We start from the raw sequence: 26806 nt of genomic DNA on the forward strand, positions 1-26806 counted from the left end.
AAGGAGACTTTAATGATCAAGACCGATTCCGCTGCCTGGCTGCTCAAACCCGAGGCCATCGCCAAGCACGACCGCGGCGGTGGCGCTGCTACCACGCCGCTGGTGACCGCCGGTCTGGGGGCGCGCACCTTCATCAACGGCTACACCGAATTCCAGGGTGGGGCGCAGATTCCCTTCCATTTCCACAATTGCGAAGAGAGCGTGATGCTGGTGGAGGGGCGGGCGATCTTCGACATCGACGGCCAGGAATTCGCCCTCGCACCCCAGGACGTCACCTATATCCCCGCCGGGGTGCCCCATCGCTTTCGCAATGCCTCGGCGACCGAGCCCATGAAGATCCTCTGGATCTACGGCTCGGCTGACGCCACCCGCACCCTGGTGGAAACGGGCGAGACGCGCCCAATCGCCGCCGAACACCGTACCCAGTCCTAGGAGATAGTCATGCCGGAAATCATCGTTCACGCCGTCAAGGGTCGTAGCGCCGAACAAAAGAAGTTGCTGATGAAGCGCATCACCGAGGCGGTGGTGGATAGCTTCGGGGTGGCCGCCGACCGTGTCATCGTGCAGATCGTCGAGGCCGAGCCGGAAGACAAGGCGCGCGGCGGCGTGCCCTACAGCGAACGCTGAAACGGGCGCTGGCAAGCGTTCGCCAGGCACGAACGCTGCGTTGGCCAAAGGTCAATTTTCGCTGGGCAGCGGGTTGCCTAAGGTGGCGCAAGCGGGTCGGACGGTTGCCTTGGCGCGGACGTCGGACCCTTCCAGTCGGTGCCAGGAGAGCCCTATGTACGCCTATGTCGGCAGCCGAACCACCCGCGCCCGCCAGGCCCGCGGGGAGGGGATCAGCGTTTACCGGGTCACGCCCCAGGGCGCGCTGGACCTCGTCCAGGTGGTCGGCGACCTGATCAATCCGTCCTACCTGACCCTCAATCGGGCGGGTGACCGTCTCTATACGGTGCATGGCGACGAGCAGGCCGTCAGCGCCTTCGCGGTCGACCGGCAGAGCGGTTGCCTGACCCTGCTCAACCAGCAAGCCAGTGGCGGTCGCAATCCCGTGCACCTGGCGCTGGCGCCGGACGATCGCCACCTGGTGGTGAGCAATCATCTCGGTCGCAGTCTCGCTGTCCTGCCGGTGGCGGCGGATGGGCGGCTGGAGCCACTGGTCCAGCTGCTGGAGCTGCAGGGCGAACCCGGGCCGCATCGCCAGGAACAACCCCATGCCAAGCCCCACTGCAATCCCTTCGACCCCAGTGGCCGCTTCGTACTGGTGCCGGACAAGGGACTGGACCGGATCTTCAGCTTCGCCTTTCACGACGGACGCCTGGTGCCGGTGGCCGAGGTAGCGACCCGCGAAGGCGCGGGGCCACGGCACCTGGTCTGCCATCCGCACCTGCCGCGGGCCTATGTGGTCAACGAGCTGGATTCGACCCTCACCAGCTATGCCTTCGATGCCCGCTCCGGTGTTCTCGAGCCCCTGGCCATCCACTCGACGCTGCCAGCCAGTTTCACCGGCAACAGCCGGGCGGCGGCCATCGAACTGGATCGCAGCGGGCGTCTGCTCTACACCTCCAATCGCGGCCACGACAGCCTGATGGTCTTCGCGCTGGATCCCCAGAGCGGGCTGCCGACGCCGCTCGGCAGCCTGGCGAGCGGTGGCCGCACGCCCCGCGCCTTCGCTCTGGCGCCGGATGGCCGCCAGTTGTTCGCCCTCAACGAAGACAGCGACAGCATCGTCACCTTTCTGGTCGACGAGACCCGGGGAATCCTCGAACCCACCGGCACGGCGGTGCGCTGCGGCAGCCCGGTGTGCCTGGTCTTCAGCCGCTGAAGATCGCCGCCGCATCCTACAACAACAAGATCGGCCGCCTCGTCGCGGCCCTGTGAGGCCATCATGAACACCACCCCCGTGAGCCGGGAGCAGGCCATCATCCGCAAGGTGACCTGGCGCATCATCCCCTTCGTCTTCCTGCTCTACATCGTCTCCTACCTGGATCGGGCCAACATCGGCTACGCGGCGTTGCAGATGAACGCCGAGCTGGCGCTGTCCAGCGAAGTCTTCGGCTTCGTCTCGGGTATCTTCTTCATCGGCTACTTCCTGTTCGAGGTGCCGAGCAACCTCTTGCTCGAACGCTTTGGCGCGCGGGTATGGATCGCGCGCATCCTGGTCACCTGGGGCGTGATCGCCGCGGCCACGGCCTTCGCCCAGACCGCCATGCACCTCTATGTCCTGCGCTTCCTGCTAGGTGTCGCGGAGGCGGGTTTCTTCCCCGGCATCATCGTCTACCTGACCTACTGGTTTCGCTCCCGCGAACTGGCCACCACGGTGGCACTCTTCACCGCGGCGATCCCGGTGTCCTACATCATCGGTGCGCCGCTCTCGACCTGGATCATGGACAACGTGCACTGGCTGGGCTGGAGTGGCTGGCGCTGGATGCTGTTCCTGGAAGGTATCCCGGCGGTGTTCCTCGGCGTGCTGTGCTATTTCTACCTCACCGATCGGCCCGAACAGGCGCGCTGGCTGACGACCGAGGAAAAGGCCTGGCTGCTGGCCGAGCTGGAGCGTGATCGCCAGGCGCGCAAGGACGTCAAGCATTTCGGCGCGCTCAAGGCCATGAGCAATCCCAAGGTGCTCTATCTGGCCTTCATCTACTTCGTCTACCAGTGCGGCAGCCTGGGCGTGGGTTATTGGATGCCGCAGATCATCAAGGGCTTCTCCTCCGCGCTGAGCCACACCCAGATCGGCTTGATCGCCACCATCCCCTACATCGTCGCCACCCTGGTGATGATCGCCTGGTCGCGGCGTTCGGATCGCCATGGCGAACGGCGTCTGCATTCGGCCATTCCGCTGGCGGTCGCGGCGGTGGCGCTGGTGGGTGCCGGCCTGGTGCACGATCCTTACCTGGCGATCGGCTTAATCAGCCTGGCGCTGGCCGGCCTGTACAGCTTCAAGTCGCCGTTCTGGGCGCTGCCGACACTGTTTCTCAGTCGTTCCACGGCCGCGGTATCCATCGCCGTGATCAATTCCATTGGCAACCTGGGCGGCTTTGTCGGACCCTTCATGATCGGCATGGTGAAGGGCAATACCCAGAGCGCCTCGGCGGGCCTGCTGTTTCTCAGTGCGTTGCTGGCGATCGCCTTCATCATGACCCTGCTGATCCGTCTCGATCGTGGCGACGACACTCGCGCCGCCGCGGTCACCACCTGACCTCCAAGGAGTTCTCCCATGACCCCCAGCTCAGCGGTACTCGCGGACCTCGCCCCCCAGGGCGCATTGCGGACGGCGATCAACTACGGCAATCCGGTGCTGGCGCAGCGCGGCGCCGATGGCCAGCCGGCCGGGGTCTCCGCGGCCCTGGCCTACGCCCTGGCCGAGCGCCTGGGCGTGCCCGTGCAGTTCAGCACCTACGACGCCGCCGGCAAGGTCTTCGCCGCCCTCGAAGACGACGCCTGGGACCTGGCCTTTCTGGCCATCGAACCGGTGCGGGCGGCGCAGATCGACTTCAGCCATCCCTACGTCATCATCGAGGGCACCTATCTGCTGCGGGACGCCGATCCCGCCCAGGGCGTGGCCGAGCTGGATCGGGCCGGCCGCCGTATCGCCGTAGGGCAGGGCGCCGCCTACGACCTCTATCTGAGCCGTACTCTGACCCAGGCCGAGCTGGTGCGGGCGCCGACCTCGGCGGCGGCGGTGGACTGGTTCGTCGACCAGGGCCTGGACGCCGCTGCCGGCGTGCGCCAACCGCTGGAGGCCTATGCCCGGGCTCACGCCGGCTACCGGGTGCTGGCCGACAGCTTCACCGAAATCCGTCAGGCCATGGCCGTGCCCAAGGGGCGCAGCGCCGGCGCGGCCTTCGTCCGGGATTTTCTCGACGAGCAGATCCGCAATGGCTTCGTCGCCCGCGAACTGGCCGCCAGCGGTCAGTCCGAGGCACGCGTCGGGCCCGCATTGAACGCCTGACATCGGCTGGACCTGGCTGCGGGCACGTACCCGTAGCCAGGTCCAGCGGTCGCCGCACCGTCTCAGCCGGCGCTAGGGCGATTCCCTGGTCACCGGCTCGACCGAGCGTGCGCACCAGCGCCGATAGAGCGGTTCGGCCACCGCCATCACCACCACCAGCCGCAGGATCTGCATGGCGGTGACGGTGCCCACGCCCAGTCCCAGGGCCTCGGCCGTCAGGTACATCTCGGTGGTGCTACCCGGCGTCATGCCCAGGCCCAGGGTGGTGAAGGGCATGGCGAACACCTGGGCCAGCAACCAGGCGATCAGGAAGGTGGCGACCAGACAGAGCAGGGTGTAGAGGGTTGCCAGCAGCAGAAAGCGCGGCGAGCGGCGAAAGAAGGCGCGGTCGAAGTGACACCCCAGGGTGACGCCGATAAGCACCTGGGCCAGGTGGCTCAGCGTCGGCGGCAGGCTGGTGACCAGGCCGCTGGAGGCGGTGACCAGGCAGCACAGCGCCAGGGGGCCGAACATCCAGGGGTTGGGCCAGCCGCGACGCTTCCAGGCCAGGGCCGCCACCAGGCCGGCCGCCAGCAGCGGGGCCAGCCAGCGCCAGTCCGGCGGCGGTGGGACATGGGCGGCCTGGGCGATACCGGGGACGCCCCAGAGCATGGCCGGCGGCACTACCAGCACGATGATCACCAGCCGCAGGGTATGGGCGGCGGCGACCTTGGGTGCATCGGCGCCGTGGCGTTCGGCCAGATTGATCATCTCGGCGAAGTTGGCTGGCATGAAGGCGAAGAAGGCGGTCTTGGGTTCCGTGCCCAGGCGTTGCACGACGGTGATGCCGACAAGTGCGAGTACCAGGGTGGCGATGGCCGCCAAGGCCATCAGCGGCAGGTGCCTGACGACCTCGGTCAGTATCGCCGGGGTGAAGTGCAGGCCGATGGCCGTGGCGATCAGCCATTGCCCGGCGGGGCGACCGTGGGGAATGGCGGTGATGCGCCAGCCGAGGCAGCAACAGAGGGTCACCGCGATCAAGGCGCCGGTGATCCAGGGCAACGGCCAGTGCACCAGGCTGGCGAGCCAGCCGCCAAGCAGGCCGACGAAGGGAGTGGGCCACCAGGGGCGAGGGGCGAAGCGGGAGGTCGACATGGCGTGGTACAGGATCCGGTTGCAGGGTTCAGGGACGCAGATGACCGACAAAAGCCTTGGCCACCGGTGACAGCGCACTATAGCGTCGCACCACCACGACGATGGCGCGGCTGGCCCAGGCTTCGTCCAGCTCCAGGGCCACCAGTTTCATCGGCTTGAGATAAGGCCGCACGATGGACTCGGGCAGCACGCACAGGCCCAGGCGAATCGCCGCCAGCCGGCACATGGCCTCGAAGCTGCTGATGCGCACGCGTTGACGGATGCCGCGCTGGAGCAGCGCCGCCTGGCGCGAGAGCAGGGCGTTCATCGAGCTTTCCACGTGAGGGCCGATGAATTCGTGATCCAGGGTCTCGGCGAAGCTTACCCGGTCACGTCCGGCCAGAGGATGATCCGCAGCGGCAATCACCACCAGTCGCTCGCGGCGATAGGCGAAGGTCTCCAGGTCTAGGGCGGCGGTATCGGCCGCGACGATGCCCACATCCGTCCGGCCTTCCGCCACCGCCTGGACGATGCTGCTGCCCACACGCTCCTCGATGTCGAAATCCACCCGCGGATAAAGGCTCATGAAGCTGGCAAGATCGGGGGTCAGATGATTGGTCAGCGCCGAGGTGATGGCTTGCAGGCGGATATGGCCGGTGGCGCCGCTGCCGTGCTCGTTGAGTTCCAATTGCATGAGGCGCAGATCGCCATGCACCCGCTCGACGTAATGCAGCATGGTCTCGCCGGCGGGGGTGAGCCCCATGCCGCGGGCGTGGCGGATGAACAACGGCACCCCGACCTGGTCTTCCAGCTCGCTGATTCTCTTGCTCACGGCGGAGACCGCCAGATGGCAGAGCCGCGCGGCGCGGGTGACGTTACGCTCCTGGGCCACCACCCGAAAGACGTTCAGGCTGACCAGATCGTAGCGGGGCGCAGAGCCGCTCATGGGCGATCCTCGCAAGGGGTCAGGGGGCGACGGCCAGGGCCCGTTCGAAGAAGTCCGGCGTGCCGAAGTTGCCGGATTTGAGCGCCAGGGCGATGTCCCCCCGGGCGCCGCTGCCCAGGGTCCAGGGTACGCCCGGGGCGATGGGCGCCCCGATGCGCAGACTGACGATCGCCAGGGCCTTGACCACCGCCCCCGAGGTTTCGCCGCCAGCCACCACCAGCCGCGTCACGCCACGCGTGTGCAGGCCCTGGGCGATACGGGCCAGGGCATCTTCCACCAATTGGCCGGCGCGCTCCACGCCCAGCTGTGCCTGGGCCTTGCGCACCTCTTCGGGGTCGGCACTGCCATAGATGAGCACCGGCTCGGTAGCCAGGCGCGCTTCGGCCCAGGCGAGCGCGGCACCGACCTGATCGTCGCCCGTGGCCAGGGCCAGCGGATCGAGGCGGAAGCCAGGCCGGTGCTCTAGCCAGACGGCCACCTGGCCGCGGGTCGCGGTGGAACAGCTGCCTGACAGCACGGCGGCCAGACCAGGTGCAGCGGGCAGGGCTGATGCTTCGGCATGGGCGGCCAGCAGGCCGCGGCGGCGGAAGTTGGCCGGCAGCCCCAGGGCCACGCCGGAACCCCCGGTGACCAGTGGATGATCCGCCACGGCTGCACCTATGGCGTGCAGGTCGGCGTTGTCGATGGCGTCGACGATGGCATGGCGAACGCCCTGCGCCTGGAGGTCGGCCAAGGCCGTGGCCAGGGCTGCGCTGCCCTGACGCACCTGGGGCAGGCGTACCAGGCCGACGGGATGGGGTGTTTGTGCCTGTAGTACCCGCACCAGGTTGCTGTCGGCCATGGGGGTCAGCGGGTGGTGGCGCATGCCCGACTCGGCCAGGGGCTGGTCGCCGACGAACAGCTGGCCGAGGTAGAGCGTCCGGCCGTTTTCGGGAAAAGCGGGGCAGGCGATACTCAACGTGGCGCCCAGGGCCTCGGCCAGGGCATCGGCGACCGGTCCGATGTTGCCGGCCGCGGTGGAATCGAAGGTGGAACAATACTTGAAGAAGAATTGCCGACACCCCAGGTCGCGCAGATAGGCCAGGGCCGCCAGGGACTCGGCGACCGCTTCGGCGGCAGGCAGGGTACGGGTCTTGAGGGCGACCACCACGGCGTCGACGTCGCTGGGCAGGGGACCGTCCGGCACGCCCAGTACCTGAACGGTGCGCATGCCCTGGGCCACCAGGGTGCTGGCGAGGTCGGTACCGCCGGTGAAGTCGTCGGCGATGCAGCCCAGGAGCGGCGTGGCCATAGAGATTCTCCTTGTTCTTGTCAGGGGTCTCCGGGGCGCGCACGCCCCGGAGAGGCGGGTATGACCTCAGCCGCGCAGGACCTGGGCCACTGCCTGGCCGAAGGCGGCGCAGCCCAGGCTGCCACCCAGGTCGGCGGTGCGCTTGGCCGGATCCTCCAGCACCTTGTCCACCGCCTGGTCGATCGCCGCGGCCGCTTCCTGCAGCTTGGCATTGCCACGGTGCTCGCCCATCCAGTGCAGCATCATGCCGATGGACAGGATCATCGACACCGGGTTGGCCTTGTCCTGACCTTCGATATCCGGCGCCGAGCCATGCTGGGCCTGGGCGCAGCAGTGGATGTTGCTCGCCATGATGGAGCCGGCGAGGCCCAGGCTGCCGGAGAGTTCGCTGGCCAGGTCGCTGATGATGTCGCCATAGAAGTTGGTGGCCACCAGCACGTCGAAGCGCTCGGGGTTGCGCACCAGGTGCGCGGTGGAGGCGTCCACCAGCAGATCGTCGAGCTGCACCTCGGGGAATTCCTTGGCCACGTTGCGCACGCATTCCAGGAACAGGCCGTCGGTCATGTGGAAGCTGTTGGCCTTGTGAATGGCGGTGACCTTGCGCCGGCGCTTCATCGCCAGCTCGAAGGCCTGGCGCGCGATACGCTCGCTGCAGTGACGGGTGATCTTGCGGGTGGACAGCGCCATGTCCGGGGAGGGCATCACCTCGCCCCAGCCGCGGCTCATGTTGCGATCCGGATAGAAGCCTTCGGTGGCCTCGCGCATGATCACCAGGTCCATGCTCTTGCCTTCCCTCATGTTGGAGGCGAGGAACGGCCGGGTGCGCGCCGGGCGCACGTTGGCATAGAGATCGAGGCCGATGCGAAAGCCGGCAGAGACGTTGCGACCGCCTTTTTCGGGCGCCGGGTAGTCGGCGTGGGATTGGGTGCCAAGGATCACGCCATCGTAGGTCTTGGCCTTTTCCAGGGTCTCGTCACGCAGGGTAATGCCGTGCTTCTCAAGGCTGGTGAAGCCGACGTCGTCGTAATCGAAGGTCAATCCCAGGCCGAACTTTTCGTTGGCGACATCCAGCACGGACATGGATGCCTGGATGATTTCGGGACCGATACCGTCGCAGGGCAGGACCAGAATACGCATTGTTTTCTCCTTGTAGATTCTGTGGGGACGTCGGCCTGATGGCTGAGCCTGAGGAGGTCACAACTTGGACAGGACGATTTGTACTTTATGTCATCTAAAAACAATTCACGCAACGGCGCAGAACAAAAAAAGCGACATCGATTCGTGCCTGGCGAACGTGTGGGCTCAGCGCCCGTATGGGTGACGGGCGTGCAGGGGCATTGAGGGTCAGGCGCGCGGGCGAATCAGGCCGGCTGCTTTGCCGCGTCTTCTTCGGCGGCTTCCAGCTGGCGGTCCTGGGCGGCCTTGAGCCGGCTGACCACGTCGAGATGCTGGTGCAGGAAGAGCGCCGCTTCTTCGCGACTACCGCCTTCGAGCAGGTCGAGGATATGCAGGTGTTCCTGACTCTGGCCGATCTGCCGCGAGCGTTCGACGTTGGAGCGGTAGGCCATGAAGCGACGCAGCTGATTCTGCCGGCGGATGGCTTCGAGTAGAAAGACATTGCCCGAGCAGCGCACGAGCAATTCGTGGAAGCTGGAGCCGATCTCGAACAGCTGGGCGCGGGACAGGGTGAACAGCTCCCCGTCCAGCAATCGTTGCTGCCGCTGGCGGGCCTGGGCGAAGGCGCGCTTGTCGATGCGATAGCCCGGCTCGCGCAGGGCGAAGGGCTCGATGGCCATGCGGAAGCGATAGCTCTGGATATGGGCTTCGCTGTCATGCAGGAAAGTATTGATCTCCCACCCCTGGCCGGGGCGGCGTTCGATCATGGCCTCGCTGGCCAGGCGGTTGAGCACCTTGAGCAACTGACCGCGAGGGATCTGGTAGCGCCGCAGCAACTCGGCCTCGAAGAAGCTGCTGCGGATGTCGCCACGCAGCATGTCGTCCACCACCCGCAGGTAGAGCTCCTCATAGGGATCGTCCTCGCTGGGCAGGGCGGCCTGCTCGATGGTGGTGGCGTTGCGGGTGAGGAAGAAGCCGCGATTGGGCTCCTTGCGCGCCAGGCCCAATTGTTCCAGCAAGGCGAAGCCCCGTCGTACCGGCGAGCGGGAAACGCCCAGTTCCCGGGCGAAGGCCTCCTCGCGCAGCGGATCGCCAGCTTTCATCGAGCGGGCACGGGCAAGGTCGATGATGCGCGGGGCGAGTTGTTCGGCGAGGTCTTTTTTCATCGGGAATCTTCTGGGCGACGGGTACCGGAGCGCAGGTACGGAAGAGGTTGGCCAGCCGGGTCTGGCGGAGCGCCCTGACGTTACCATAACCACGGCCATCCGGAGCGGGCGACGGCGCCGGACGCACCGTCGCCGAGACCGTCAGCGGGCCGAGTAGAGCGGGAACAGCCCCAGCGCCATGGAGACCGCCATGAGCAGAAAGCTCAGGGCGAACGCCCATTTCATGGTGTATCTCTGGTGATCGCTGAACTCGACCCCGGCCAGGCCCACCAGCAGATAGGTGGACGCCACCAGCGGACTGAGCAGGTGCACCGGCTGCCCGATCAGCGAAGCCCGGCCGATCTCCGCTGCGCCTATGCCATAGGCTTCGGCCGCATGGGCCAGCACCGGCAATACGCCATAGTAGAAGGCGTCGTTGGACATGAAGAAGGTGCCGGGAATGCTCAGCAGCGCGGTGATGGGCGCCAGGTAGTTGCCCCAGCTCTCCGGCAGGGCCCAGAGCAGCGAGCCGGACATGGCCTTGACCATGCCGGTCCCGGAGAGGATGCCGGCGAAGATGCCAGCGGCGATGAAGATCGAGATCTGCGTCAGGGCCGCGGGGGCATGGGCCGAGATGCGCCGACGCTGGTCGTCCATCTGCCGGTAGTTGATGGTCAGGGCAATGCAGAAGGCGACCATGAATAGGATCGGCAGTGGCAGCAGTTCGATCACCAGGCAGGTCATCAGCGCCAAGGTGAGCAGGGCATTGAACCAGAACAGCTTGGGCCGGCGCAGTTCGGCGTTCTCGTCGCTCAGCGTGAGCAGATCGCCCATGTCTTCGTCCATGCCCGTCGCGCGCAGCGGATTGCCACCCGGTGCCACCAGCAGGCCCAGACGGCGCCGCTCCTGCAACCCCAACCAGAAGGCCAGCGCCAGGACTCCGATGAAGCTGACGATCATCGGCGGGATCAGCGGGATGAACAGCTGGCTGGTTTCCACCTGCAGTGCCGCGGCGACCCGCGCCATGGGTCCGCTCCAGGGCAGCAGGTTGGTGACGCTGGCAGCGAGGATGACCACGCAGGGTAGGATCAGCGGATTCAGCCGCAGGCGGCGGAACAGCGGCAGCATGGCGGTCAGGGTGATCATGTAGGTGGTGGAGCCGTCGCCGTCCAGGGACACCATGCCGGCCAGCAGGGTGGCGAAGAGCACCGCCTTGGCCGGATCGCCCTTGATCAGCTTGATGAAGGTGCGAATGATGGGATCGAACAGCCCGGTATCGAACATCAGGCCGAAATAGAGGATGGCGAACATCACCATGATGGCAGTGGGCGCAACCTTGCGCAGGCCATCGATCATCATCGGCCCCATCTCCGGCGCGAAGCCGCCGATGATGGCGAAGATGATGGGGATGATGGTCAAGGCCACCAAGGGCGGCAGCCGCTTGGTCATGATCAGCGCCATGAAGGTCACGATCATTCCATAGCCGAGCAGAGAGAGCATCTGTATCTCCTGATTCCAAAATACAACTTTTGTTGTGGTTGTCGTTGTGTTCGGTGGCGGAGTAGCGATCAGCTCATGTGAAGGCCGCCATTGAGGGAGAAGTCCGCGCCGGTGGCGAAGGCCGATTCGTCCGACGCCAGCCAGGAGCACATGGAGGCGATCTCTTCCGGCGTACCCAGGCGGCGCATGGGGATCTCGTGGACGATGCGATCCATGAGTTCGGTGCGGGTCAGGGCCTTGAGCCGTGGCGTGGCGATGTAGCCGGGCGAGACGGTGTTGACCGTGACCCCGCGGGCCGCCAGCTCACGGGCCAGGGCGCGGGTGAAGCCGCGGATCGCCGACTTGGCGGTGGAATAGTTGACCTGGCCGACCTGACCGAGCTGGGCGTTGACCGAGGAGATGTTGATGATCCGTCCCCAGCCGCGGGAGGTCATGCCATCGATCACCTGGCGGGTGACGTTGAACAGGGAGTTGAGGTTGGTATCGATCACCGTCTGCCAGTCACCCGGTTGCATGTCGCGGAACACCACGTTGCAGGCGGTACCGGCGTTGTTGACCAGGACATCGACGGGGCCGACCTCGTCGCGAATCTTGGCAAAGGCAGCGCGGGTGGATTCCCAGTCAGCGACGTTCCCTTCGGCCGCGATGAAGTCGAAGCCCAGCTTGCGTTGCTGTTCCAGCCAGTCGGCCTTGAGCGGTGAGTCCGGACCGCAGCCGGCGATGACGGTGAAGCCGTCCCGAGCCAGGCGTTGGCAAACGGCGGTTCCCAATCCGCCCATACCGGCGGTGACGAAGGCGATGCGCTTGCTCATGTGTAGCTCTCCTGTTGTCGTTCTTGTCGGGCCTGAGCCGTATAAGGCACGGTAAGACGAATCGAATTGTCTTGTAAATACACAAGATACAATTATGATGATGGGCGGTAGCTTTCGGTAGCTTTCGGTAGCTTTCGGTAGCTTTCGGTAGCTTTCGGTGGGTTTGGGCGTTTCGGCCTCGAGCTAGCGAGGCCCTGGATTCACATCCGTCCTTCGCTCAGGGTCTTGCGGATCACGTAGGGCAGGATGCCGCCCTGGCGCAGGTAGAGGATCTCCTGGTTGGAATCCAGCGGCAGTTCCAGGGTGACGCTGTCACTCTGGCCATCCGGGCGGGTGATCTGCAGCCTGATGAGGTTGATGCCTACCCGCAGTTCATCCAGCCCGGCGAAGTCCAAACGCTCGTCACCGCTCAGGCGCAGGCTTTCGGCGCCTTGCCCGGCGGGGAAGCGCACCGGGAAGATGCCCATGCCGATCAGGTTGCTGCGGTGGATGCGCTCGAAGCTCTGCGCCACCACCAGCCTGACGCCCAGGGTAGCCTGCGCCTTGGCCGCCCAGTCGCGACTGGAGCCGGCGCCGTAGTTGAGGCCGGCGAACACCACCAGCGGCGTGCCCTGGCGGACCCAGCTGAGGGCGGCGTCGTACACCGGCAGCACCTCGCCGTCGGCCGCCCGCGCCCAGCCGCCCTGGCCCGGATGCGCCGGCAGCAGGCGATTCTTCACCGCGCGGTTGACGAAGGCACCGCGCATCATCACCTCGTGATTGCTGCGCCGGGTCGAATACTGGTTGAGGTCTTCCGGCGCCTCGCCATGGGCGACCAACCAACGGCCCGCCGGGCTGTCCAGGGGGATGGCACTGGCGGGCGAGATGTGGTCGGTAGTGATGTTGTCGCCCAGCACCATCAGCGTGCGGGCGTCGCGCACGGCCAACGACGTGGGCGGCTCTGGGGTGATCCCCTGCAGATAGATCGGCCGGCGCAGATAGGTCGAGCTGGGCGACCAGGGAAAGCGCACGCTGCCCTCGGCGGACAACGCCTGCCAGTGGTGGGTCCCATCCCAGAGAGTGGCGTTGCGCTGGCGGAACAACTCCGGGCGCACTGTCTCGCGGACCAGCGCCTGGACCTCGTCATCGCCCGGCAGCAGATCGCGTAGGTAGACGGGCTGACCGGCTTGATCCAGCCCCAGCACTGCCTGTTCGAGATCGACGTCGATGCTGCCTGCCAGGGCATAGGCGACCACCAGGGCCGGCGAGGCGAGGTAACCGAATTGCGCCTTGGGATTGACCCGGCCTTCGAAATTGCGATTGCCCGAGAGCACCACCACTGTCTTCAGGCCCTGGTCGGCGAAGGCTTCCATGTGGGCTTCGAAGGTGCCCGAGTTGCCGATGCAGGTCATGCAGCCGAAGCCGGCCAGGTCGAAACCGAGGGCGGCGAAGTCGCTCAGCAGATCGGCCTCGCGCAGGTAGTCCGCCACCACCCGAGAGCCAGGGGAGAGCGAGGTCTTTACCCAGGGCTTGCGGGTGAGGCCACGTTCGCGCGCCCTTCGCGCCAGGAGTCCGGCCTGGATCATCTGGCTCGGGTTGGCGGTGTTGGTGCAGCTGGTGATGGCGGCGATGGAGATGGCACCATGGGTCAGCGGCTGGCCGAAGCTCGGCTCGAAGTAGTCCGCCGTAGCCTCGGTGGAACGCGCGATCAGACCGGCGTCCGGGTTGGTCGGCACCTCGGCTCGAAAGGAGTCGCGGGCTTTGGCCAGCGGTTGCCATTGGTGCGGCTGGTGCGGACCGGCCACGCTGGGCTCGATGCTGGCGAGGTCCAGCGGAATGACCTCGGTGAAGACCGGCTCGGGATCGCTGTCGTGGCGCCACAGGGTCTGGGCTTCCAGGTAGGCCGCGACCCGCTCGCGCAGCTCCGGGGTGCGGCCAGTGAGCTCGAGGTACTCCATGGTCACTGTATCGAAGGGGAAGAACACCACGGTCGCGCCGTATTCCGGTGCCATGTTGGAGAGGGTGCCGCGGGCGGCCCAGCTCAGGCCCAACAGGCCCGGTCCGCAGAACTCGACGAACTTGCCCACCACGCCGCGCTGACGCAGCAACTGGGTGACTTTCAAGGAAAGGTCAGTGGCGGTCACCCCCGGACGTAGCGCATTGGTCACACGGATACCGATGACCTCGGGAAAACTGATCGGTACCGGCTCGCCCAGCATGGCCGCCTGGCCTTCCAGACCGCCCACGCCCCAACCGAGGATGCCGATGGCGTTGATCATCGGCGTATGGCTGTCGGTGGCGACCATGTCGTCCGGGTGCAGCAGCGGTTGGCCGTCGCTGGTCTCGCTTTCCCAGACCACGGTGCCCAGGGACTCCATGTTGACCTGGTGGATGATGCCGGTGCCCGGTGGAACCACCTTGAAGTTGTCCAGGCTCTTCTGCGCCCACTTGATGAACTGGTAGCGCTCGGTGTTGCGGCGGTAGTCGATGTCCAGATTGGCTTCCACCGCGTCCGGCTCGGCGAAGCGTTCGACGATCACCGAGTGGTCGATGGTCAGCACCGCTGGGATGCGTGGATTCATCCGGCTCGGATCGCCGCCCAGTTCGGCCACCATGTCGCGCATGCCGGCGAAGTCGGCCAGGGCGGGCAGGCAGGTGGTGTCGTGGAACATTAGGCGGTTGGGCAGGAAGGGCGCTTCGCATGGCGGGCCTTCGCCACGGGCACGGGCCAATACCGGCGGTAGTGCCTCGGGAAAGCAGCGGGCGACGTTTTCCACCAGCAGACGCAGGGAGTAGGGCAGGCGCGCCAGGGTGTCGGCGTCGAACAGACGCTTGAGGTCGACATAGGCGTAATGCCGGTCGCCGAGGGTGAGCTGGCCGGTGTAGGTGGAATCCAGGGCAAACTTCATGGGCTGTCCGGTCTGGTTGTCGTGATCGTGGGCGGTGTGAGCGCCATGCTAGGAAAGCTGGCAGTCACTCGAAATTGGTATCTGGCTAACGCAGCGTTCTCGGTCGGCGAACGCTGGAATTCAGGCATGGCCGATATTGTTCTGTATTGATATAAAAGACAATAATAGTGACCTGAAATCATTACGGGCTGTTGCTGCCCAAGGGACGTCAGCTCCTAAATAGACGAGGTCCACCTTGCTTACCGCCCTGTCCGATCCGGTCCTCCTGACCAGTCTGCTCCAGATCGTCATCATCGATATCCTGCTCGGCGGCGACAACGCCGTGGTGATCGCCCTGGCCTGTCGGCGTCTGCCGGAAGCGCAACGCCGCAAGGCCATCCTGGGCGGGGTGGCGGGTGCCGTGATCCTGCGCATCCTGCTGCTGTTCGTCGCCAGCTACGTGCTGGGCTGGCCACTGCTCAAGGTGGTGGGCGGCGTGCTGCTGCTGTGGATCGGCATCAAGTTGCTGGTGCCCGAGAACGACGAGGCCGACGTCAAGGCCGGTACCACCCTGGGCCAGGCCATCTGGATCATCATGGTGGCCGATGTGGTGATGAGTCTGGACAACGTCATCGCCGTGGCCGGCGCAGCCCAGGGCCATTTGGGCCTGGCCGTCACCGGAGTGCTCATCAGCATCCCCATCATCATCTTCGGCAGCCAGCTCATCCTGCGCCTGATGGAACGCTTCCGCTGGCTGGTCATGGCCGGGGCGGCCCTGCTCGGCTGGATCGCTGGCAAGCTGATCGCCAGCGACGAACTCCTGCAGGCTTGGCTCGGTACCGGAGACCTGCACTGGGTTCCCTATGCGGCCGGCGTCGCCGGCGTCCTCATAGTGCTCGTGACTGGCCAGCTACTGGCACGGCGAACGGTTACGGCCTGACCGATCTTTCGACCACCAAGGAGCAACACCATGACCTTCAAGACCACCGACCTGTGCGACGAGTACGGCGACCAGGCGCGAGTCCTGCAGCCGATCTTCCAGGACCTGGGCGGCCGCACCGATTTCACCGGGCCGGCGCTGACGGTCAGGTGCTTCGAGGACAACTCGCGGATCAAGGAATTGAGCCAGCAGCCGGGCGAGGGACGCGTGCTGGTGGTCGATGGTGGTGGCAGCGACCGTTGCGCGCTGCTCGGCGACATCATCGCCGAGGACCTGGTAAAGAACGGCTGGGCCGGTACGCTCATCTATGGCCAGGTCCGCGACAAGGCGGTGCTGGCGGGGCTGCCGCTGGCGGTCAAGGCACTGGGCGTCTCGCCGCGCAAATCGGTCAAGCGCAACGAAGGCCAGATCGGCGAGGCGGTGACCTTCGCCGGGCAGACGATCCGCAGTGGTGATCAACTCTATGCCGATGCCGACGGCGTGATCATCCTCGACGTCCGCTAGGCGCTTCTGCCAGCTACCAGCCGCCGTTCTGGCGGCCCTTCACGAGTGCTTTCGCCATGATCGCCGCCAAACGGATCTTTCTGATCCACGCCACCCGCATCGCCATCGAGCCCATCAACGCAGCCTTCGCCCAGGGTTGGCCCGAGGCGCTGCGCTTCGATCTCTGGGACGACTCGCTGTCGAAAGACGCCAGCACCGCTGGCGGCAGTACGACAGCGCTGGACCAGCGTATCCAGGACCTGGCCGAGCATGCCTTTCGCGCCCAGGCCGATGCTGTGCTCTTTACCTGCTCGGCCTTTTCCAATGCCATCGAAGCCTGCCAGCGCCGTTATCAAAAGCCGGTCCTCAAGCCCAACGAGGCCATGGTGCAGGAGGCCCTGGCCAAAGGCGGGCGCATCGCCGCCCTGACCACCTTCGGTCCGGCGGGCGCGGCCATCGTCAACGACTTCGAGCTTGAGGCAAGCCGCCGTGGCCAGACAGCGGACATCACACCGATCCTCTGCGAAGGCGCGCTGGAAGCCCTGCATGCGGGTGACCAGGCCCGCCACGACGCCCTTATCGCCGCGGCTGCCGAGCGGCTACGCGGCGACTATGACGTGCTCTGCTTCGCGCAGTTTTCCATGACCGCCGCGCAATCGGCCAGCGAAGCCGCCTGGGGCGGCTCGGTGCTTACCACACCGGGCAGCGCCGTGCGGCGGCTGCGACAGCTGCTTGAAGGCTAGGACCTTTCCAACGATCGAATTCACCCGGTCCCGCATCTCCGTGCATATGGTTAGTCAAATTCCGTCTTTACCAAAAGTTATAACAGCTCATTAGCCTATAACGCTTTCGGATGGCCAGTCGGCACGGAGCGTAAGGATGAGCAGGGTAGGGAAGGGCTTGGCGGTGATCGCCGCCGTGGTAGGTGCCCTGGGCTTCGCGGGCAGTGCCGCCGCCGAGGGCAGGATCAGCATCGCCCAGCAATTCGGCATCGGCTATCTGATCCTCGACGTGGTGCGCGATCAGCAGTTGATCGAGAAGCACGGCAAGGCCGCCGGCCTGGATATCCAGGTGGACTGGAACAGCATCTCCGGCGCCACTGCCATGAACGAGGCGCTGCTGGCCGGCTCGCTCGACGTGGTCTCCGCCGGGGTACCGCCGATGCTGACGGTCTGGGATCGCACCCGCGGACGACAGAACGTCAAGGCCATCGCCGCCCTGGGCGCCATGCCCAACTACCTGCTGAGCAATCGCGCCGAGGTCAGGTCGATAAAGGATTTGACCGACCAGGATCGCATCGCCGTGCCGGCGGCGGGCGTGGGCTTCCAGTCGCGCACCCTGCAGATCGAGACTGCCAAGGTCTTCGGCGACGCCCAGTTCAAGAAATTCGATGCCATCAGCGTGAGTCTGCCGCACCCGGATGCCAGCGCTGCCCTGATGGCGGGCGGCTCCGAGATCACTACCCATTTCTCCAGCCCACCGTTCCAGTACCAGGCGCTGGAGAATCCCCGGGTCCATCGCATCCTCAGCAGCTACAACGTCCTCGGCGGACCAGGCACCTTCAACGTGCTTTACACCACCGAGAAATTCCACGACGAGAATCCCAAGACCTACCGCGCCTTCTATGACGCCCTGGTGGAAGCCGCCGCCTTCATCCGCGCCAACAAGGCCGCGGCCGCCGAGGCCTATATCCGCGTCGAGCATTCCAAGCTGCCGCTGGCCCTGGTGCAGCGCATCGTCGAGGACCCGGAGATCGAGTTCACCGTCGAGCCCCAGCGGACCTTCGTCTATGCCCAGAAGCTGCATGAGCTGGGCGTGCTGAAACACCAGGCTGCCTCCTGGCAGGACTACTTCTTCCCCGAAGCCCACGAGCGTCCCGGCAGCTGAGCTGGACCACCAAGGAGAACACTCCAATGACTCTCGCTTCCCCCCGTCCGGCCGCCGGCCAGACTTTCGAGATCCGGCCCTTCGGCAACCTGGGCGCCGAGATCCTCGGCATCGATCTGGCCCAGCCGCTCAATGCCGAAGACTTCGCCCGCGTTCATCGCGCCCACCTGGACCACCATGTGGTGGTGTTCCGCGACCAGCGCATCACCCCCGAAGAGCAGATCGCCTTCAGTCGCCGCTTCGGCGAGTTGCAGATCCATGTGCTCAAGCAATTCCACCTGGCCGGCCACCCGGAGATCCTCATCGTCTCCAACATCGTCGAAGGCGGTCGGCCGATCGGCCTGGGCGATGCCGGCAAGTTCTGGCACTCGGATCTCTCCTACAAGGAGCTGCCGAGCCTGGGTTCCATGCTGCATGCCCAGGAATTGCCGGAGGAGGGCGGCGATACCCTCTTCGCCAACATGCACCTGGCCTACGACACCCTGCCAGCGGCGCTCAAGCGCCAGGTAGAGGGTCTCCAGGCCGAGCATTCCTATACCGCCACCTACGCCAAGCCCAAGTTCGAGGGCAACTGGCGGCCGACCCTGACCGCCGCGCAGCTGGCCGAGGTCAAGGCGGTGGTGCATCCGGTGGTACGTACTCATCCGGAAAATGGCCGCAAGGCGCTGTTCGTCAGCGAGGGGTTCACCACCCACATCGTCGGCCTGCCGGAAGACGAGAGTCGCGAGCTGCTGGCCGAGCTCTATGCCCACAGCGTCAAGCCCGAGCACCTCTATCGCCACCAGTGGCAGCCCCACGACCTGGTGTTCTGGGACAACCGCTCGCTGCTGCACCTGGCGGCCGGCTGCCCCAATCATCTGCGGCGCAAGCTGTATCGCACCACCATCCAGGGCGATGCGCCGTTTTAAGGTAGGAGACGACCATGAATGCCCCTCTAGCTTCCCGTCCGCACCTGACCCTGGCGCAGACCCAGCCGCTGCTGCAGGTGCAGGATCTCGACCTCGAATACCGCACCCGCGAACGCCGGGTGCGGGCTACCCACCAGGTATCTTTCGAGGTGCATGGCGCCGACCGTTTCGTGCTGCTCGGGCCGTCCGGCTGCGGCAAGTCCAGTCTGCTCAAGTCGGTGGCGGGCTTTCTGCCGCCGCTGCACGGTGAGATCCGTCTGGACGGCCAGCCGGTCAAGGGACCGGGGCCGGATCGCATCGTGGTGTTCCAGGAATTCGACCAGCTGCCGCCGTGGAAGACGGTGCTGGAGAACACCATGTTCCCGCTGCTCGCCAGTCGCCAGGCCAGTCGTGGCGAGGCGCGCGAGCGGGCGCTGCACTACCTGGACAAGGTCGGTCTGGCGCGCTTCGTCGACGCCTATCCGCATCATCTTTCCGGCGGCATGAAGCAGCGGGTGGCCATCGCTCGCGCCCTGGCCATGCAGCCCAAGATCCTGCTGATGGACGAACCCTTCGCCGCCCTGGACGCCCTGACTCGCCGCAAGATGCAGGAAGAGCTCCTGGCGCTCTGGGACGAGGTGCGCTTCACCCTGCTGTTCGTCACCCACTCCATCGAGGAGGCGCTGGTGGTGGGCAATCGCATCCTGCTGCTGTCGCCCCATCCGGGCCGGGTCCGCGCGGAACTCAACTGCCACCAGTTCGGCCTCGAGGACTTCGGCGGCGCCGAATTCCAGAGTACCGCGCTGCGCATCCACAACCTGCTGTTCCCCGACGACGTTCAGACCCTGCCGCCGGAGGTCGCCGACGAGCGCCTGCGCCTGCAGCAGGCCATCGTCCAGGGCCGCATTTCCTACTAGTTTCGAGGTGGACCCATGACTCGACAGCCCCCGGTGCGGGCCGAATACCAACGGGACCTCGCGCCCCTCAACGACTTGCCGCTGGCGGTGGAGCTCCCTCTGGCCACGCGCCTGTGGAGCCAAGCCTGGCTGCGCAAGCTGGTGATCCTGGCGATCCTCATGCTGGCCTGGGAAGTGGCCGCCCGCTGGCAGGGCAACGACCTGCTGCTGCCCAGCTTCCTGCAGACCGCCGCGGCCTTCTGGGATGGGCTGGTCACCGGTGAATTGCCGGCCAAGGTCGCCATTTCCCTCGGCACCTTGCTCAAGGGCTATCTGCTGGGCGTGGTGCTGGCCCTGGCGCTGAGCGCCCTGGCCGTCTCCACCCAGTTCGGTCGCGACCTGCTCGGCACCCTGACCTCGATGTTCAATCCGCTGCCGGCCATCGCCTTGTTGCCGCTGGCGCTGCTCTGGTTCGGCCTGGGCGAGAACAGCCTGGTGTTCGTGCTGGTGCATTCGGTGCTCTGGCCCATGGCGCTGAACACCTACTCGGGCTTTCTCGGCGTGTCCGACACCCTGCGCATGGCCGGGCGCAACTATGGCCTCAAGGGGCTGAGGTACGTCGGGCTGATCCTCATCCCGGCGGCGCTGCCGGCCATCGTCTCGGGCCTCAAGATCGGCTGGGCCTTCGCCTGGCGCACCCTGATCGCCGCCGAGCTGGTGTTCGGCGCCTCCAGCGGCAAGGGCGGCCTGGGCTGGTACATCTTCCAGAATCGCAACGAGCTCTACACCGACCGCGTCTTCGCTGGCCTCGCTGCGGTGATCATTATCGGCCTGCTGGTGGAAGGCCTGGTGTTCGCTACCTTGGAGCGGCTGACGGTGAAGAAGTGGGGGATGCAGCGGTAGGGCTGGGTATCTTCTTGTTGGGCTTCGCTGCGCTCAACCCAACCTGCGGCATAGCCCCGTAGGTTGGGTTGAGACGGCTTTATCGTCGAAGTCCAACAGATCGCGGGTTGCTGTTCGCCAGTAGTACATGGCGGCTTGCAGTCTTGGCGGTCCGCAGGGCTATCGCTCCTATGAAGAATTTCTGTTCAAAGACCAACATCCTCTAACACCGATAACCCGCCGCTGTTCTACCGCTGTACCCTGATCTAGCCTTAATAGAAGCACTCCCTCACAGAGGTTTCGCTCATGTATGCCTTCCGTATCGAGCCCCTGACGCCACTGACTGCATCGACCTCAGTACCCCATCTGAGCGCGGTGTGCATCACGACACAGCGTCAGTCCGCTCGGTCCAAAAGGAAGGTCTTTCATGTCCAAAGAAGTGCTTGGAATCTTCGCCATCGCCCTGATGATCATCGGCGAAGGCTGCATCATCTACGCCGAATTGGCAGCGGCGCGGTTGGCGGCTGCGGTCGGTTTCGATTGGCATGATGCGCTGCTATTGGCAGGGCTCGCTTGCTTTTCCGGTCTCTGCCTGTTGCTGGCCTACGGCCTGGGCTATCGGGCTACCGGTGATATCTGGGTGGTCGCGGTCGTTTCCGTACTGGTGTTATTGGTCTGCGAGCCGTTGCTGATCTGGCTGCTATTCCAGGAGTTACCGGGTCGGGGCGCTCTGGTAGGTTTCATCCTCGGCGCCCTGGGGTTGGCGGCTACGGCCTGGCTTTGAAGACCGTCAGCGTAGTATGAGTGATTGGCCAATCGCGGCCATGGGCCGCTCCTACGGGTAGGTGGCTGCGGTCGACGAGGTCTTCTCGGATCGACTGAGACCGGTATTCGCTCGATTTAACCCTTCAGGAGAATGTGGAGGCGAGGGCGCCCTTGTGGCTGAACTACCTGGTGGAAAAAAGCTACGCCGTTTCCACGCTACGGCGCTTGGTCGTTGGGCTTCGCTGCGCTCAACCCAACCTACGACATAGCCCCGTAGGTTGGGTTGAGACGGCTTTATCGTCGAAGCCCAACAGGCCACGGATTTGGTCCAGGAACAACGACTTTCAACCCTCCCTCGGATAACCCCCTCTCCCTTGGGGAGAGGGCTGGGGTGAGGGCGCCCCTCGCACCGAAGGCCCCGGTGGAAAAGGCTAACGCCTTTTTCCACGCCGAGGCGCCCTGGGATCGTTTGGGCGATCGCGGCCATGGACCGCTCCTACAAAACGAGGAAGTACTGCTATTTCTACCCTTGAAGAGCGTCGCCTCATGAGGCAAGCCACCATCTTTAAATGCATGTTTCAAATAAAACAATAATTAGGATATGCGCATAAGGAATTTCCTTCTTATGCTCTGGTTGCCTAAGGTGGAACCCAGCCAACGCCTTCCTGAAGGCGTCCCCTTACCTCGGCACGGGATTCACCACCATGAGCGTCCAATTCCTCGGCATGATCGGCCACCGCCTCACCTCGGAGATCATCGCCCCCTCCGGTCCCATCTTCGACAAGGGCTATATCACCCGCTTCGCCCAGGCCCATGAGCAGGCCGGCTTCGATCGCATCCTGGTCGGCTACTGGTCCGATCAGCCCGACGGCTTTCTGGTCACTGCCCTGGCGGGGCAGGCCACCCGGACGCTCAAGTTCCTGCTGGCCCACCGTCCCGGTTTCGTCGCCCCGACCCTGGCGGCGCGCAAGCTGGCGACCCTCGATCATCTGCTCGACGGTCGCCTGGCGGTGCACATCATCAGTGGTGGCAGCGATGGGGAGCAGCGCAAGGACGGCGACTGGCTCGACCACGACCAGCGCTACGCCCGCACCGAGGAATTCCTCGACGTGGTCCGCCAGGAGTGGACCAGCACCCAGCCCTTCGATCACGAGGGTGAGCACTACCGGGTGGCGAAGGGCTTCTCCGCCATCAAGCCGCTGCAGCAGCCGAGCCTGCCGGTCTATTTCGGCGGTTCCTCGCCAGCCGCATTGCGGGTGGCCGGCAAGCACGCCGATGTCTTCGCGCTGTGGGGCGAATCCCTGGCCCAGACCCGCGAGACCATCGCTGCGGTCCGCGCCGAGGCGGCGCGCCATGGCCGTACCCCAAAATTCAACGTGTCCTTCCGGGTGATCCTTGGCGACACCGAGGATGATGCCTGGGCCAAGGCCGAGGCCATTCGCCAGCAGGCCAAGGCGCGCCTCGCCGCCGACGGCGCCGTGCATCCCGCCAAACCCGAAGCGGTCGGGGCACAACGTCTGCGCGATACCGTGGCCCTGGGCGACCGTGTGGATCGCCGGCTCTGGACCGGCATCGCCGCCCTGGTCGGCGGCGGGCACAACTCCACCGCCCTGGTGGGCACCGCCGAGCAGGTGGCCGATGCCCTGCTGGACTACTACGACCTGGGCGTCGACAGCTTCCTGATCCGCGGCTTCGATCCGCTCAGCGACGCCGTCGAGTACGGCCGCGAACTGATTCCCCTGACCCGGCAGAAGGTCGCCGCGCGCCTGGCCGGTGCCCGCCGCACCGGCTGAACCCCGACATCTGACACCTGCGCGACCGTACCCACGGAGCGCTCCCGATACCTTCGAGGAGACGCCTTCGTGATCAAGGGATTGCTATTCGCCGCCGGCCTGCTGGCTGGCACCTCCGCCAACCTGGCCCAGGCGATCACCCTCACCATCGGTGACCAGTTCTACTACAGCAGCACCCTGCTGGAGCAGGCAGGTGAACTCAAGGACCTGCCGTACGAGATCCAGTGGAAGAGATTCAACGCCGGTGGCCCGGTGGTGGAGGCGCTCAATGTCGGCTCCATCGACCTGGGCATCGTCGGCGACACCCCGGTGATCGCCCTGGCCGCCCGGGGTGGGCCGATCAAGGTGGTGGCAGTGACCCGCAATAGACCGGACGGCACTGCCATCGTGGTCGGCAAGGATTCACCCATCAAGACGGTGGCGGACTTGGCCGGCAAGCGGGTTGCCATCTGGAAGGGCTCCTGGAGCCAGCAACTGGTCTACTCGGCGCTGGAACAGGCCGGGCTGCCCAGCGATGCCCCGCGCTACAGCTACCTGATGCCCACCGAGGCGGTCGCCGCCTTGAGCCAGGGCACCCTCGATGCCACCGCCACCTGGGAGCCCTACGTGAGCATGGTGGAGCGCCAGGGCGGACGGGTGCTGATCACCGCCAAGGACCTGATGCCGGCGCCGGTCTATGTGGTGGCCAACACCCAGCGCCTGGACGAGAACCGCGCCGCCATCGGCGATTTCATCGCCCGCTTGCAACGTGCTCGCAGCTGGGCGCGCGACCACGTCGACGTCTATGCCCAGGCCTGGGCCAGGCGCAACAACTCCGATCCGGCCATCGCCGAACGCTGGTTCCGGCGCGACGCCACCTGGGTCGAACCGATCAGCGCCCAGACCTTGAGCGACGGCCAGAAGACCGCCGATTTCCTGGTCAAGGCCGGGGTGCTGCAACAGCCGTACGACGTCAAGCCGCTCTATGACCAGAGCTTCAACCGCTACCTGCAAGCGCTCCGGGAGGCCAGCCGATGAGTCGCCAATTGCACCTCGCCGGCTTCCTGCTGGCCGGTCCCGTCGTCCATAGCCACGCCGTCTGGCGCCACCCTGAAACCCAGGGCGACTTCCTCGACCCGGACTATTACGTCCGCGCGGCCAAGGCGCTGGAGGAGGGGCTGTTCGACTTCCTGTTCTTCGCCGACCGCCTGGCCGTGGGCGACCAGCTCGGCGGCTCACGGGAGACCGCCCTGCGCCTAGGGGCCCAGGACGCCACCCGACTCGATCCGCTGCCGCTGTTGTCCTATCTGGTGGCTCACACCCGCCACCTTGGGCTGGGTTGCACCCGCTCCACCACCTACTACGAACCGGCCCACGTCGCCCGGGCCTTCGCCACCCTCGATCACCTGTCCCGCGGGCGCGCCGCCTGGAACATCGTCACCTCCATGAACGACAGCGAGGGCCGGCTGTTCGGCAGGGAGCGCCACCTGGAGCACGACCTGCGCTACGACCGTGCCGACGAATTCGTCGAGGTGGCCGTCAAGCTCTGGCGTAGTTGGGGACCTGGCGCGCTGCGCCTGGATCGAGACGCCGGCGTGCTGGCCGATCCCGCGCAGGTGCGTGCCCTCGATCACCAGGGCGACTGGTTCCGGGTGGAGGGCCCGCTCAACATCCCGCGCAGTCCGCAAGGGCGGCCGGTACTGATCCAGGCCGGCTCCAGTGGTCGTGGCCGGCGCTTCGGCGCACGTTGGGCCGAGGCCATCTTCACCATCCAGCCCAACCTCGCCGCCATGCGCGCCTTTCGCGACGACGTCCGCCGCCAGGTGCTGGAGCAGGGGCGCTCCCCCGACGGCTGCAAGATCCTCACCTCGGTCATGCCCTTCATCGGCGGCAGCGAAGCCGAAGCACGGGCCAAGCAGGAAAGGCACAACGCCCTGGCGCAACCCGAGGTGGGGCTGATCACCCTCTGCTCCCAGCTCAATATCGACCTGTCCCGCTTTACCCTTGATACCGCCCTGGGTGAGGTGGCCGAGGTCGGCGGCCTGCCACCGGCCGCTGCCGAAAAACTCCTGGCGCTGGGGTCGCGGACCACCCTGGCCGAATTGGGTCGCAGCTATGCCGCCAGCGTGCGGGTGCCGCAACTGGTGGGCACCGGCGCCCAGATCGCCGAACAGCTGGCCGAGCTGTTCGAAGCCGGCGGCTGCGACGGCTTCGTGATTTCCCCCGGCTACCTGCCGGGGTCCTTCGTCGAGTTCAGCGAAAGCGTGGTGCCGCACCTGCAGCGCCGCGGCCTGTTCCGACGCCAGTACCAGGGCACGACCCTGAGAGACCACCTGGGCCTCGGCCCCCTGGAGGACTAGATGAGCACCATTAAGGATACTGAGGCTTGGCTGACGCTGGCCCGCGAGATCGGCGCGGAATTCGCTGCCCGGGTGGTGGCTGACGAACGCGACCGCATTCGTCCCGATGCCCAGCTGCAAAGACTCAAGGACAGCGGCCTGACCAACCTGGTCATACCCGTGCATCTTGGTGGCGCCGGCCAGCCCTGGTCACTGGCCATGCGCGTACTGCGCGAGATTGCTGCCGGCGACGGCTCGGTCGGCCTGCTCTTTGGCTATCACCTGCTCAATACGGTGAACCTGCGCCGCGAGCCCCAGCCACGGCGCGACCGCCTGCTGGCGGAAATCGCCGAGGGCCGGCTGTGGCTGGCCGGAGTGGTCAATCCACGGGATGACGACATCCTCGCCACGCCCGTTGCCGGCGGTGGCTATCGCCTGACCGGGCGCAAGGGCTTCTGCAGCGGCGCCGTCTTCGCCGATCGCCTCACCATCAGTGCCCGCGACCGGCAGAGCGGGGCGCGGCTGATGGTCACCCTGCCAGGGGATCGCGCGGGGCTGGCCTATGCCGAGGACTGGGACCACTTCGGCGTGGCGCGCAGCGACAGTGGCAGCTTTACCCTGACCGACGTCTGGGCCAGTGCCGAGGAGGCCCAAGTCTGCGACCTGGAAGATGCCGGTGACTTTGCCGCGGTGATCCGCACCCCGGTCAACCAGTCGGCCTTCACCCAGTACTACCTGGGTGCCGCCCAGGGCGCGCTGCGCGAGGCGCGGCGCTATCTGCATGCAGAGGCGCGGCCTTGGGTGCATTCCCTGGCCGCCAGCGCCAGCGAGGATCAACTGGTGTTGAGCCAGATGGGCGAACTCTGGATCGCCCTGCAGGGCGCCGTGGCCCTCGCCGACGTGGCAGCACGGCGGGTGGATGACCTGCTCGAGGCCGATGCCACCTTTACCGCCGACCTGCGCGGCGAGACGGCCATCGCCGTGGCCAGCGCCAAGGTGCTGGCTGCCCGTACCGCCCTGGACGTCACCACCCGGGTGTTCGACGCCCTGGGTGCCCGCGCCACCCACAACCGCCTCGGTCTGGATCGCTTCTGGCGCGACGTGCGCACCCACAGCCTGCACGACCCCCTGGCCTACAAGGTGCTGGAGGTCGGCCGTTATGCGGTCAATGGCCAGTACCCCGATATCCGTGCCTATACCTGACGAGAGG

General features: G+C 65.9%; 25 protein-coding genes. 17 read left to right on the forward strand and 8 right to left on the reverse strand.

Going from position 1 to position 26806, the window contains the following annotated elements; translation table 11 throughout:
- The first annotated feature begins 12 nt into the window (after window positions 1-12).
- The 5 genes from AX284_RS05375 to AX284_RS05395 all read left to right on the forward strand — a co-directional run bounded on the left by AX284_RS05375 (window position 13) and on the right by AX284_RS05395 (window position 3955).
- Entirely contained in the window at window positions 13-432 is a 420-nt protein-coding gene (locus AX284_RS05375) for a cupin domain-containing protein (protein ID WP_017639652.1), read from the forward strand.
- A 9-nt stretch (window positions 433-441) separates the two neighbouring features.
- A complete protein-coding gene (locus AX284_RS05380) occupies window positions 442-627 on the forward strand; it encodes a tautomerase family protein (RefSeq protein WP_064309049.1) in 186 nt (61 codons plus the stop codon).
- Window positions 628-781: 154 nt separating this feature from the next.
- Window positions 782-1825, forward strand: a complete 1044-nt coding sequence (locus AX284_RS05385; protein WP_068383936.1) for a lactonase family protein — start codon at window positions 782-784, stop codon at window positions 1823-1825.
- Between the two features lie 63 nt (window positions 1826-1888).
- Window positions 1889-3202, forward strand: a complete 1314-nt coding sequence (locus tag AX284_RS05390) for an MFS transporter (RefSeq protein WP_064309047.1) — start codon at window positions 1889-1891, stop codon at window positions 3200-3202.
- 18 nt (window positions 3203-3220) lie between these two features.
- Window positions 3221-3955, forward strand: coding sequence for a transporter substrate-binding domain-containing protein (locus AX284_RS05395; protein ID WP_068383938.1), 735 nt, complete (start codon window positions 3221-3223; stop codon window positions 3953-3955).
- A gap of 72 nt (window positions 3956-4027) precedes the next feature.
- Here the strand turns inward: AX284_RS05395 and AX284_RS05400 are convergent, their stop codons facing one another.
- From AX284_RS05400 to acnA, 8 genes are all read right to left on the reverse strand, one after another.
- The gene (locus tag AX284_RS05400) at window positions 4028-5089 is read right to left on the reverse strand and encodes an AbrB family transcriptional regulator (protein ID WP_068383940.1); all 1062 of its coding nucleotides are present in this window, start codon (window positions 5087-5089) and stop codon (window positions 4028-4030) included.
- Window positions 5090-5117: 28 nt separating this feature from the next.
- Window positions 5118-6014 (reverse strand): LysR family transcriptional regulator, encoded by an 897-nt coding sequence (locus AX284_RS05405; protein WP_068383942.1) that lies wholly within the window; start codon window positions 6012-6014, stop codon window positions 5118-5120.
- A 19-nt stretch (window positions 6015-6033) separates the two neighbouring features.
- Window positions 6034-7305, reverse strand: coding sequence for a 3-oxo-tetronate kinase (otnK, locus tag AX284_RS05410; RefSeq protein WP_068383944.1), 1272 nt, complete (start codon window positions 7303-7305; stop codon window positions 6034-6036).
- Window positions 7306-7371: 66 nt separating this feature from the next.
- Window positions 7372-8442, reverse strand: a complete 1071-nt coding sequence (locus AX284_RS05415) for an isocitrate/isopropylmalate dehydrogenase family protein (RefSeq protein WP_068383946.1) — start codon at window positions 8440-8442, stop codon at window positions 7372-7374.
- A 224-nt stretch (window positions 8443-8666) separates the two neighbouring features.
- On the reverse strand, window positions 8667-9587 hold the full coding sequence (locus AX284_RS05420; RefSeq protein ID WP_068383948.1) for a GntR family transcriptional regulator: 921 nt from the start codon (window positions 9585-9587) through the stop codon (window positions 8667-8669).
- Between the two features lie 141 nt (window positions 9588-9728).
- Entirely contained in the window at window positions 9729-11066 is a 1338-nt protein-coding gene (locus tag AX284_RS05425) for a CitMHS family transporter (protein WP_068383950.1), read from the reverse strand.
- A 68-nt stretch (window positions 11067-11134) separates the two neighbouring features.
- Window positions 11135-11878 carry an acetoacetyl-CoA reductase gene (gene phbB, locus AX284_RS05430; RefSeq protein ID WP_017639663.1) on the reverse strand — a complete coding sequence of 248 codons (744 nt, stop codon included), beginning with the start codon at window positions 11876-11878 and terminating at the stop codon, window positions 11135-11137.
- Between the two features lie 200 nt (window positions 11879-12078).
- Window positions 12079-14766, reverse strand: coding sequence for an aconitate hydratase AcnA (gene acnA, locus AX284_RS05435; protein WP_068383952.1), 2688 nt, complete (start codon window positions 14764-14766; stop codon window positions 12079-12081).
- A 235-nt stretch (window positions 14767-15001) separates the two neighbouring features.
- Between acnA and AX284_RS05440 the strand changes: the two genes are divergently transcribed.
- From AX284_RS05440 to AX284_RS05495, 12 genes are all read left to right on the forward strand, one after another.
- Entirely contained in the window at window positions 15002-15685 is a 684-nt protein-coding gene (locus AX284_RS05440) for a TerC family protein (protein WP_068383954.1), read from the forward strand.
- A gap of 30 nt (window positions 15686-15715) precedes the next feature.
- Window positions 15716-16189 carry a ribonuclease E activity regulator RraA gene (gene rraA, locus AX284_RS05445; RefSeq protein WP_068383957.1) on the forward strand — a complete coding sequence of 158 codons (474 nt, stop codon included), beginning with the start codon at window positions 15716-15718 and terminating at the stop codon, window positions 16187-16189.
- A 56-nt stretch (window positions 16190-16245) separates the two neighbouring features.
- On the forward strand, window positions 16246-16911 hold the full coding sequence (locus tag AX284_RS05450; RefSeq protein WP_068383959.1) for an aspartate/glutamate racemase family protein: 666 nt from the start codon (window positions 16246-16248) through the stop codon (window positions 16909-16911).
- Window positions 16912-17047: 136 nt separating this feature from the next.
- Window positions 17048-18055: an ABC transporter substrate-binding protein gene (locus AX284_RS05455; RefSeq protein ID WP_026083683.1), complete on the forward strand. Its 1008-nt coding sequence runs from the start codon at window positions 17048-17050 to the stop codon at window positions 18053-18055.
- Between the two features lie 26 nt (window positions 18056-18081).
- A complete protein-coding gene (locus AX284_RS05460) occupies window positions 18082-18963 on the forward strand; it encodes a TauD/TfdA dioxygenase family protein (protein WP_017639669.1) in 882 nt (293 codons plus the stop codon).
- Window positions 18964-18977: 14 nt separating this feature from the next.
- Complete coding sequence (locus AX284_RS05465; RefSeq protein WP_017639670.1) at window positions 18978-19859, forward strand: ABC transporter ATP-binding protein; 882 nt, start codon at window positions 18978-18980, stop codon at window positions 19857-19859.
- 15 nt (window positions 19860-19874) lie between these two features.
- Window positions 19875-20741 carry an ABC transporter permease gene (locus tag AX284_RS05470; RefSeq protein WP_017639671.1) on the forward strand — a complete coding sequence of 289 codons (867 nt, stop codon included), beginning with the start codon at window positions 19875-19877 and terminating at the stop codon, window positions 20739-20741.
- A gap of 406 nt (window positions 20742-21147) precedes the next feature.
- Window positions 21148-21504: a hypothetical protein gene (locus tag AX284_RS05475; protein ID WP_082731514.1), complete on the forward strand. Its 357-nt coding sequence runs from the start codon at window positions 21148-21150 to the stop codon at window positions 21502-21504.
- 685 nt (window positions 21505-22189) lie between these two features.
- The gene (locus AX284_RS05480) at window positions 22190-23278 is read left to right on the forward strand and encodes an LLM class flavin-dependent oxidoreductase (protein WP_064308066.1); all 1089 of its coding nucleotides are present in this window, start codon (window positions 22190-22192) and stop codon (window positions 23276-23278) included.
- A 69-nt stretch (window positions 23279-23347) separates the two neighbouring features.
- Window positions 23348-24295: an ABC transporter substrate-binding protein gene (locus AX284_RS05485; RefSeq protein WP_068383961.1), complete on the forward strand. Its 948-nt coding sequence runs from the start codon at window positions 23348-23350 to the stop codon at window positions 24293-24295.
- Window positions 24292-25617, forward strand: a complete 1326-nt coding sequence (locus AX284_RS05490; protein ID WP_017639676.1) for an LLM class flavin-dependent oxidoreductase — start codon at window positions 24292-24294, stop codon at window positions 25615-25617. The genes AX284_RS05485 and AX284_RS05490 overlap by 4 nt, the downstream gene beginning before the upstream one ends.
- The gene (locus tag AX284_RS05495; RefSeq protein ID WP_017639677.1) at window positions 25618-26799 is read left to right on the forward strand and encodes an acyl-CoA dehydrogenase family protein; all 1182 of its coding nucleotides are present in this window, start codon (window positions 25618-25620) and stop codon (window positions 26797-26799) included.
- The last annotated feature ends 7 nt before the right edge of the window (window positions 26800-26806 follow it).

Source organism: Pseudomonas sp. HUK17 (genome assembly GCF_001566765.1).

Bases quoted from the DNA above. Each gene is read 5' to 3' on its own strand.
- AX284_RS05375 (WP_017639652.1), top strand. From the start codon at position 13: ATGATCAAGACCGATTCCGCTGCCTGGCTGCTCAAACCCGAGGCCATC.
- AX284_RS05465 (WP_017639670.1), top strand. From the start codon at position 18,978: ATGAATGCCCCTCTAGCTTCCCGTCCGCACCTGACCCTGGCGCAGACC.
- AX284_RS05385 (WP_068383936.1), top strand. From the start codon at position 782: ATGTACGCCTATGTCGGCAGCCGAACCACCCGCGCCCGCCAGGCCCGC.
- AX284_RS05470 (WP_017639671.1), top strand. From the start codon at position 19,875: ATGACTCGACAGCCCCCGGTGCGGGCCGAATACCAACGGGACCTCGCG.
- AX284_RS05405 (WP_068383942.1), bottom strand. From the start codon at position 6,014: ATGAGCGGCTCTGCGCCCCGCTACGATCTGGTCAGCCTGAACGTCTTT.
- otnK (WP_068383944.1), bottom strand. From the start codon at position 7,305: ATGGCCACGCCGCTCCTGGGCTGCATCGCCGACGACTTCACCGGCGGT.
- rraA (WP_068383957.1), top strand. From the start codon at position 15,716: ATGACCTTCAAGACCACCGACCTGTGCGACGAGTACGGCGACCAGGCG.
- AX284_RS05480 (WP_064308066.1), top strand. From the start codon at position 22,190: ATGAGCGTCCAATTCCTCGGCATGATCGGCCACCGCCTCACCTCGGAG.
- acnA (WP_068383952.1), bottom strand. From the start codon at position 14,766: ATGAAGTTTGCCCTGGATTCCACCTACACCGGCCAGCTCACCCTCGGC.
- AX284_RS05475 (WP_082731514.1), top strand. From the start codon at position 21,148: ATGTCCAAAGAAGTGCTTGGAATCTTCGCCATCGCCCTGATGATCATC.
- AX284_RS05420 (WP_068383948.1), bottom strand. From the start codon at position 9,587: ATGAAAAAAGACCTCGCCGAACAACTCGCCCCGCGCATCATCGACCTT.
- AX284_RS05490 (WP_017639676.1), top strand. From the start codon at position 24,292: ATGAGTCGCCAATTGCACCTCGCCGGCTTCCTGCTGGCCGGTCCCGTC.
- AX284_RS05380 (WP_064309049.1), top strand. From the start codon at position 442: ATGCCGGAAATCATCGTTCACGCCGTCAAGGGTCGTAGCGCCGAACAA.
- AX284_RS05400 (WP_068383940.1), bottom strand. From the start codon at position 5,089: ATGTCGACCTCCCGCTTCGCCCCTCGCCCCTGGTGGCCCACTCCCTTC.
- AX284_RS05450 (WP_068383959.1), top strand. From the start codon at position 16,246: ATGATCGCCGCCAAACGGATCTTTCTGATCCACGCCACCCGCATCGCC.
- phbB (WP_017639663.1), bottom strand. From the start codon at position 11,878: ATGAGCAAGCGCATCGCCTTCGTCACCGCCGGTATGGGCGGATTGGGA.
- AX284_RS05390 (WP_064309047.1), top strand. From the start codon at position 1,889: ATGAACACCACCCCCGTGAGCCGGGAGCAGGCCATCATCCGCAAGGTG.
- AX284_RS05455 (WP_026083683.1), top strand. From the start codon at position 17,048: ATGAGCAGGGTAGGGAAGGGCTTGGCGGTGATCGCCGCCGTGGTAGGT.
- AX284_RS05425 (WP_068383950.1), bottom strand. From the start codon at position 11,066: ATGCTCTCTCTGCTCGGCTATGGAATGATCGTGACCTTCATGGCGCTG.
- AX284_RS05495 (WP_017639677.1), top strand. From the start codon at position 25,618: ATGAGCACCATTAAGGATACTGAGGCTTGGCTGACGCTGGCCCGCGAG.
- AX284_RS05460 (WP_017639669.1), top strand. From the start codon at position 18,082: ATGACTCTCGCTTCCCCCCGTCCGGCCGCCGGCCAGACTTTCGAGATC.
- AX284_RS05415 (WP_068383946.1), bottom strand. From the start codon at position 8,442: ATGCGTATTCTGGTCCTGCCCTGCGACGGTATCGGTCCCGAAATCATC.
- AX284_RS05395 (WP_068383938.1), top strand. From the start codon at position 3,221: ATGACCCCCAGCTCAGCGGTACTCGCGGACCTCGCCCCCCAGGGCGCA.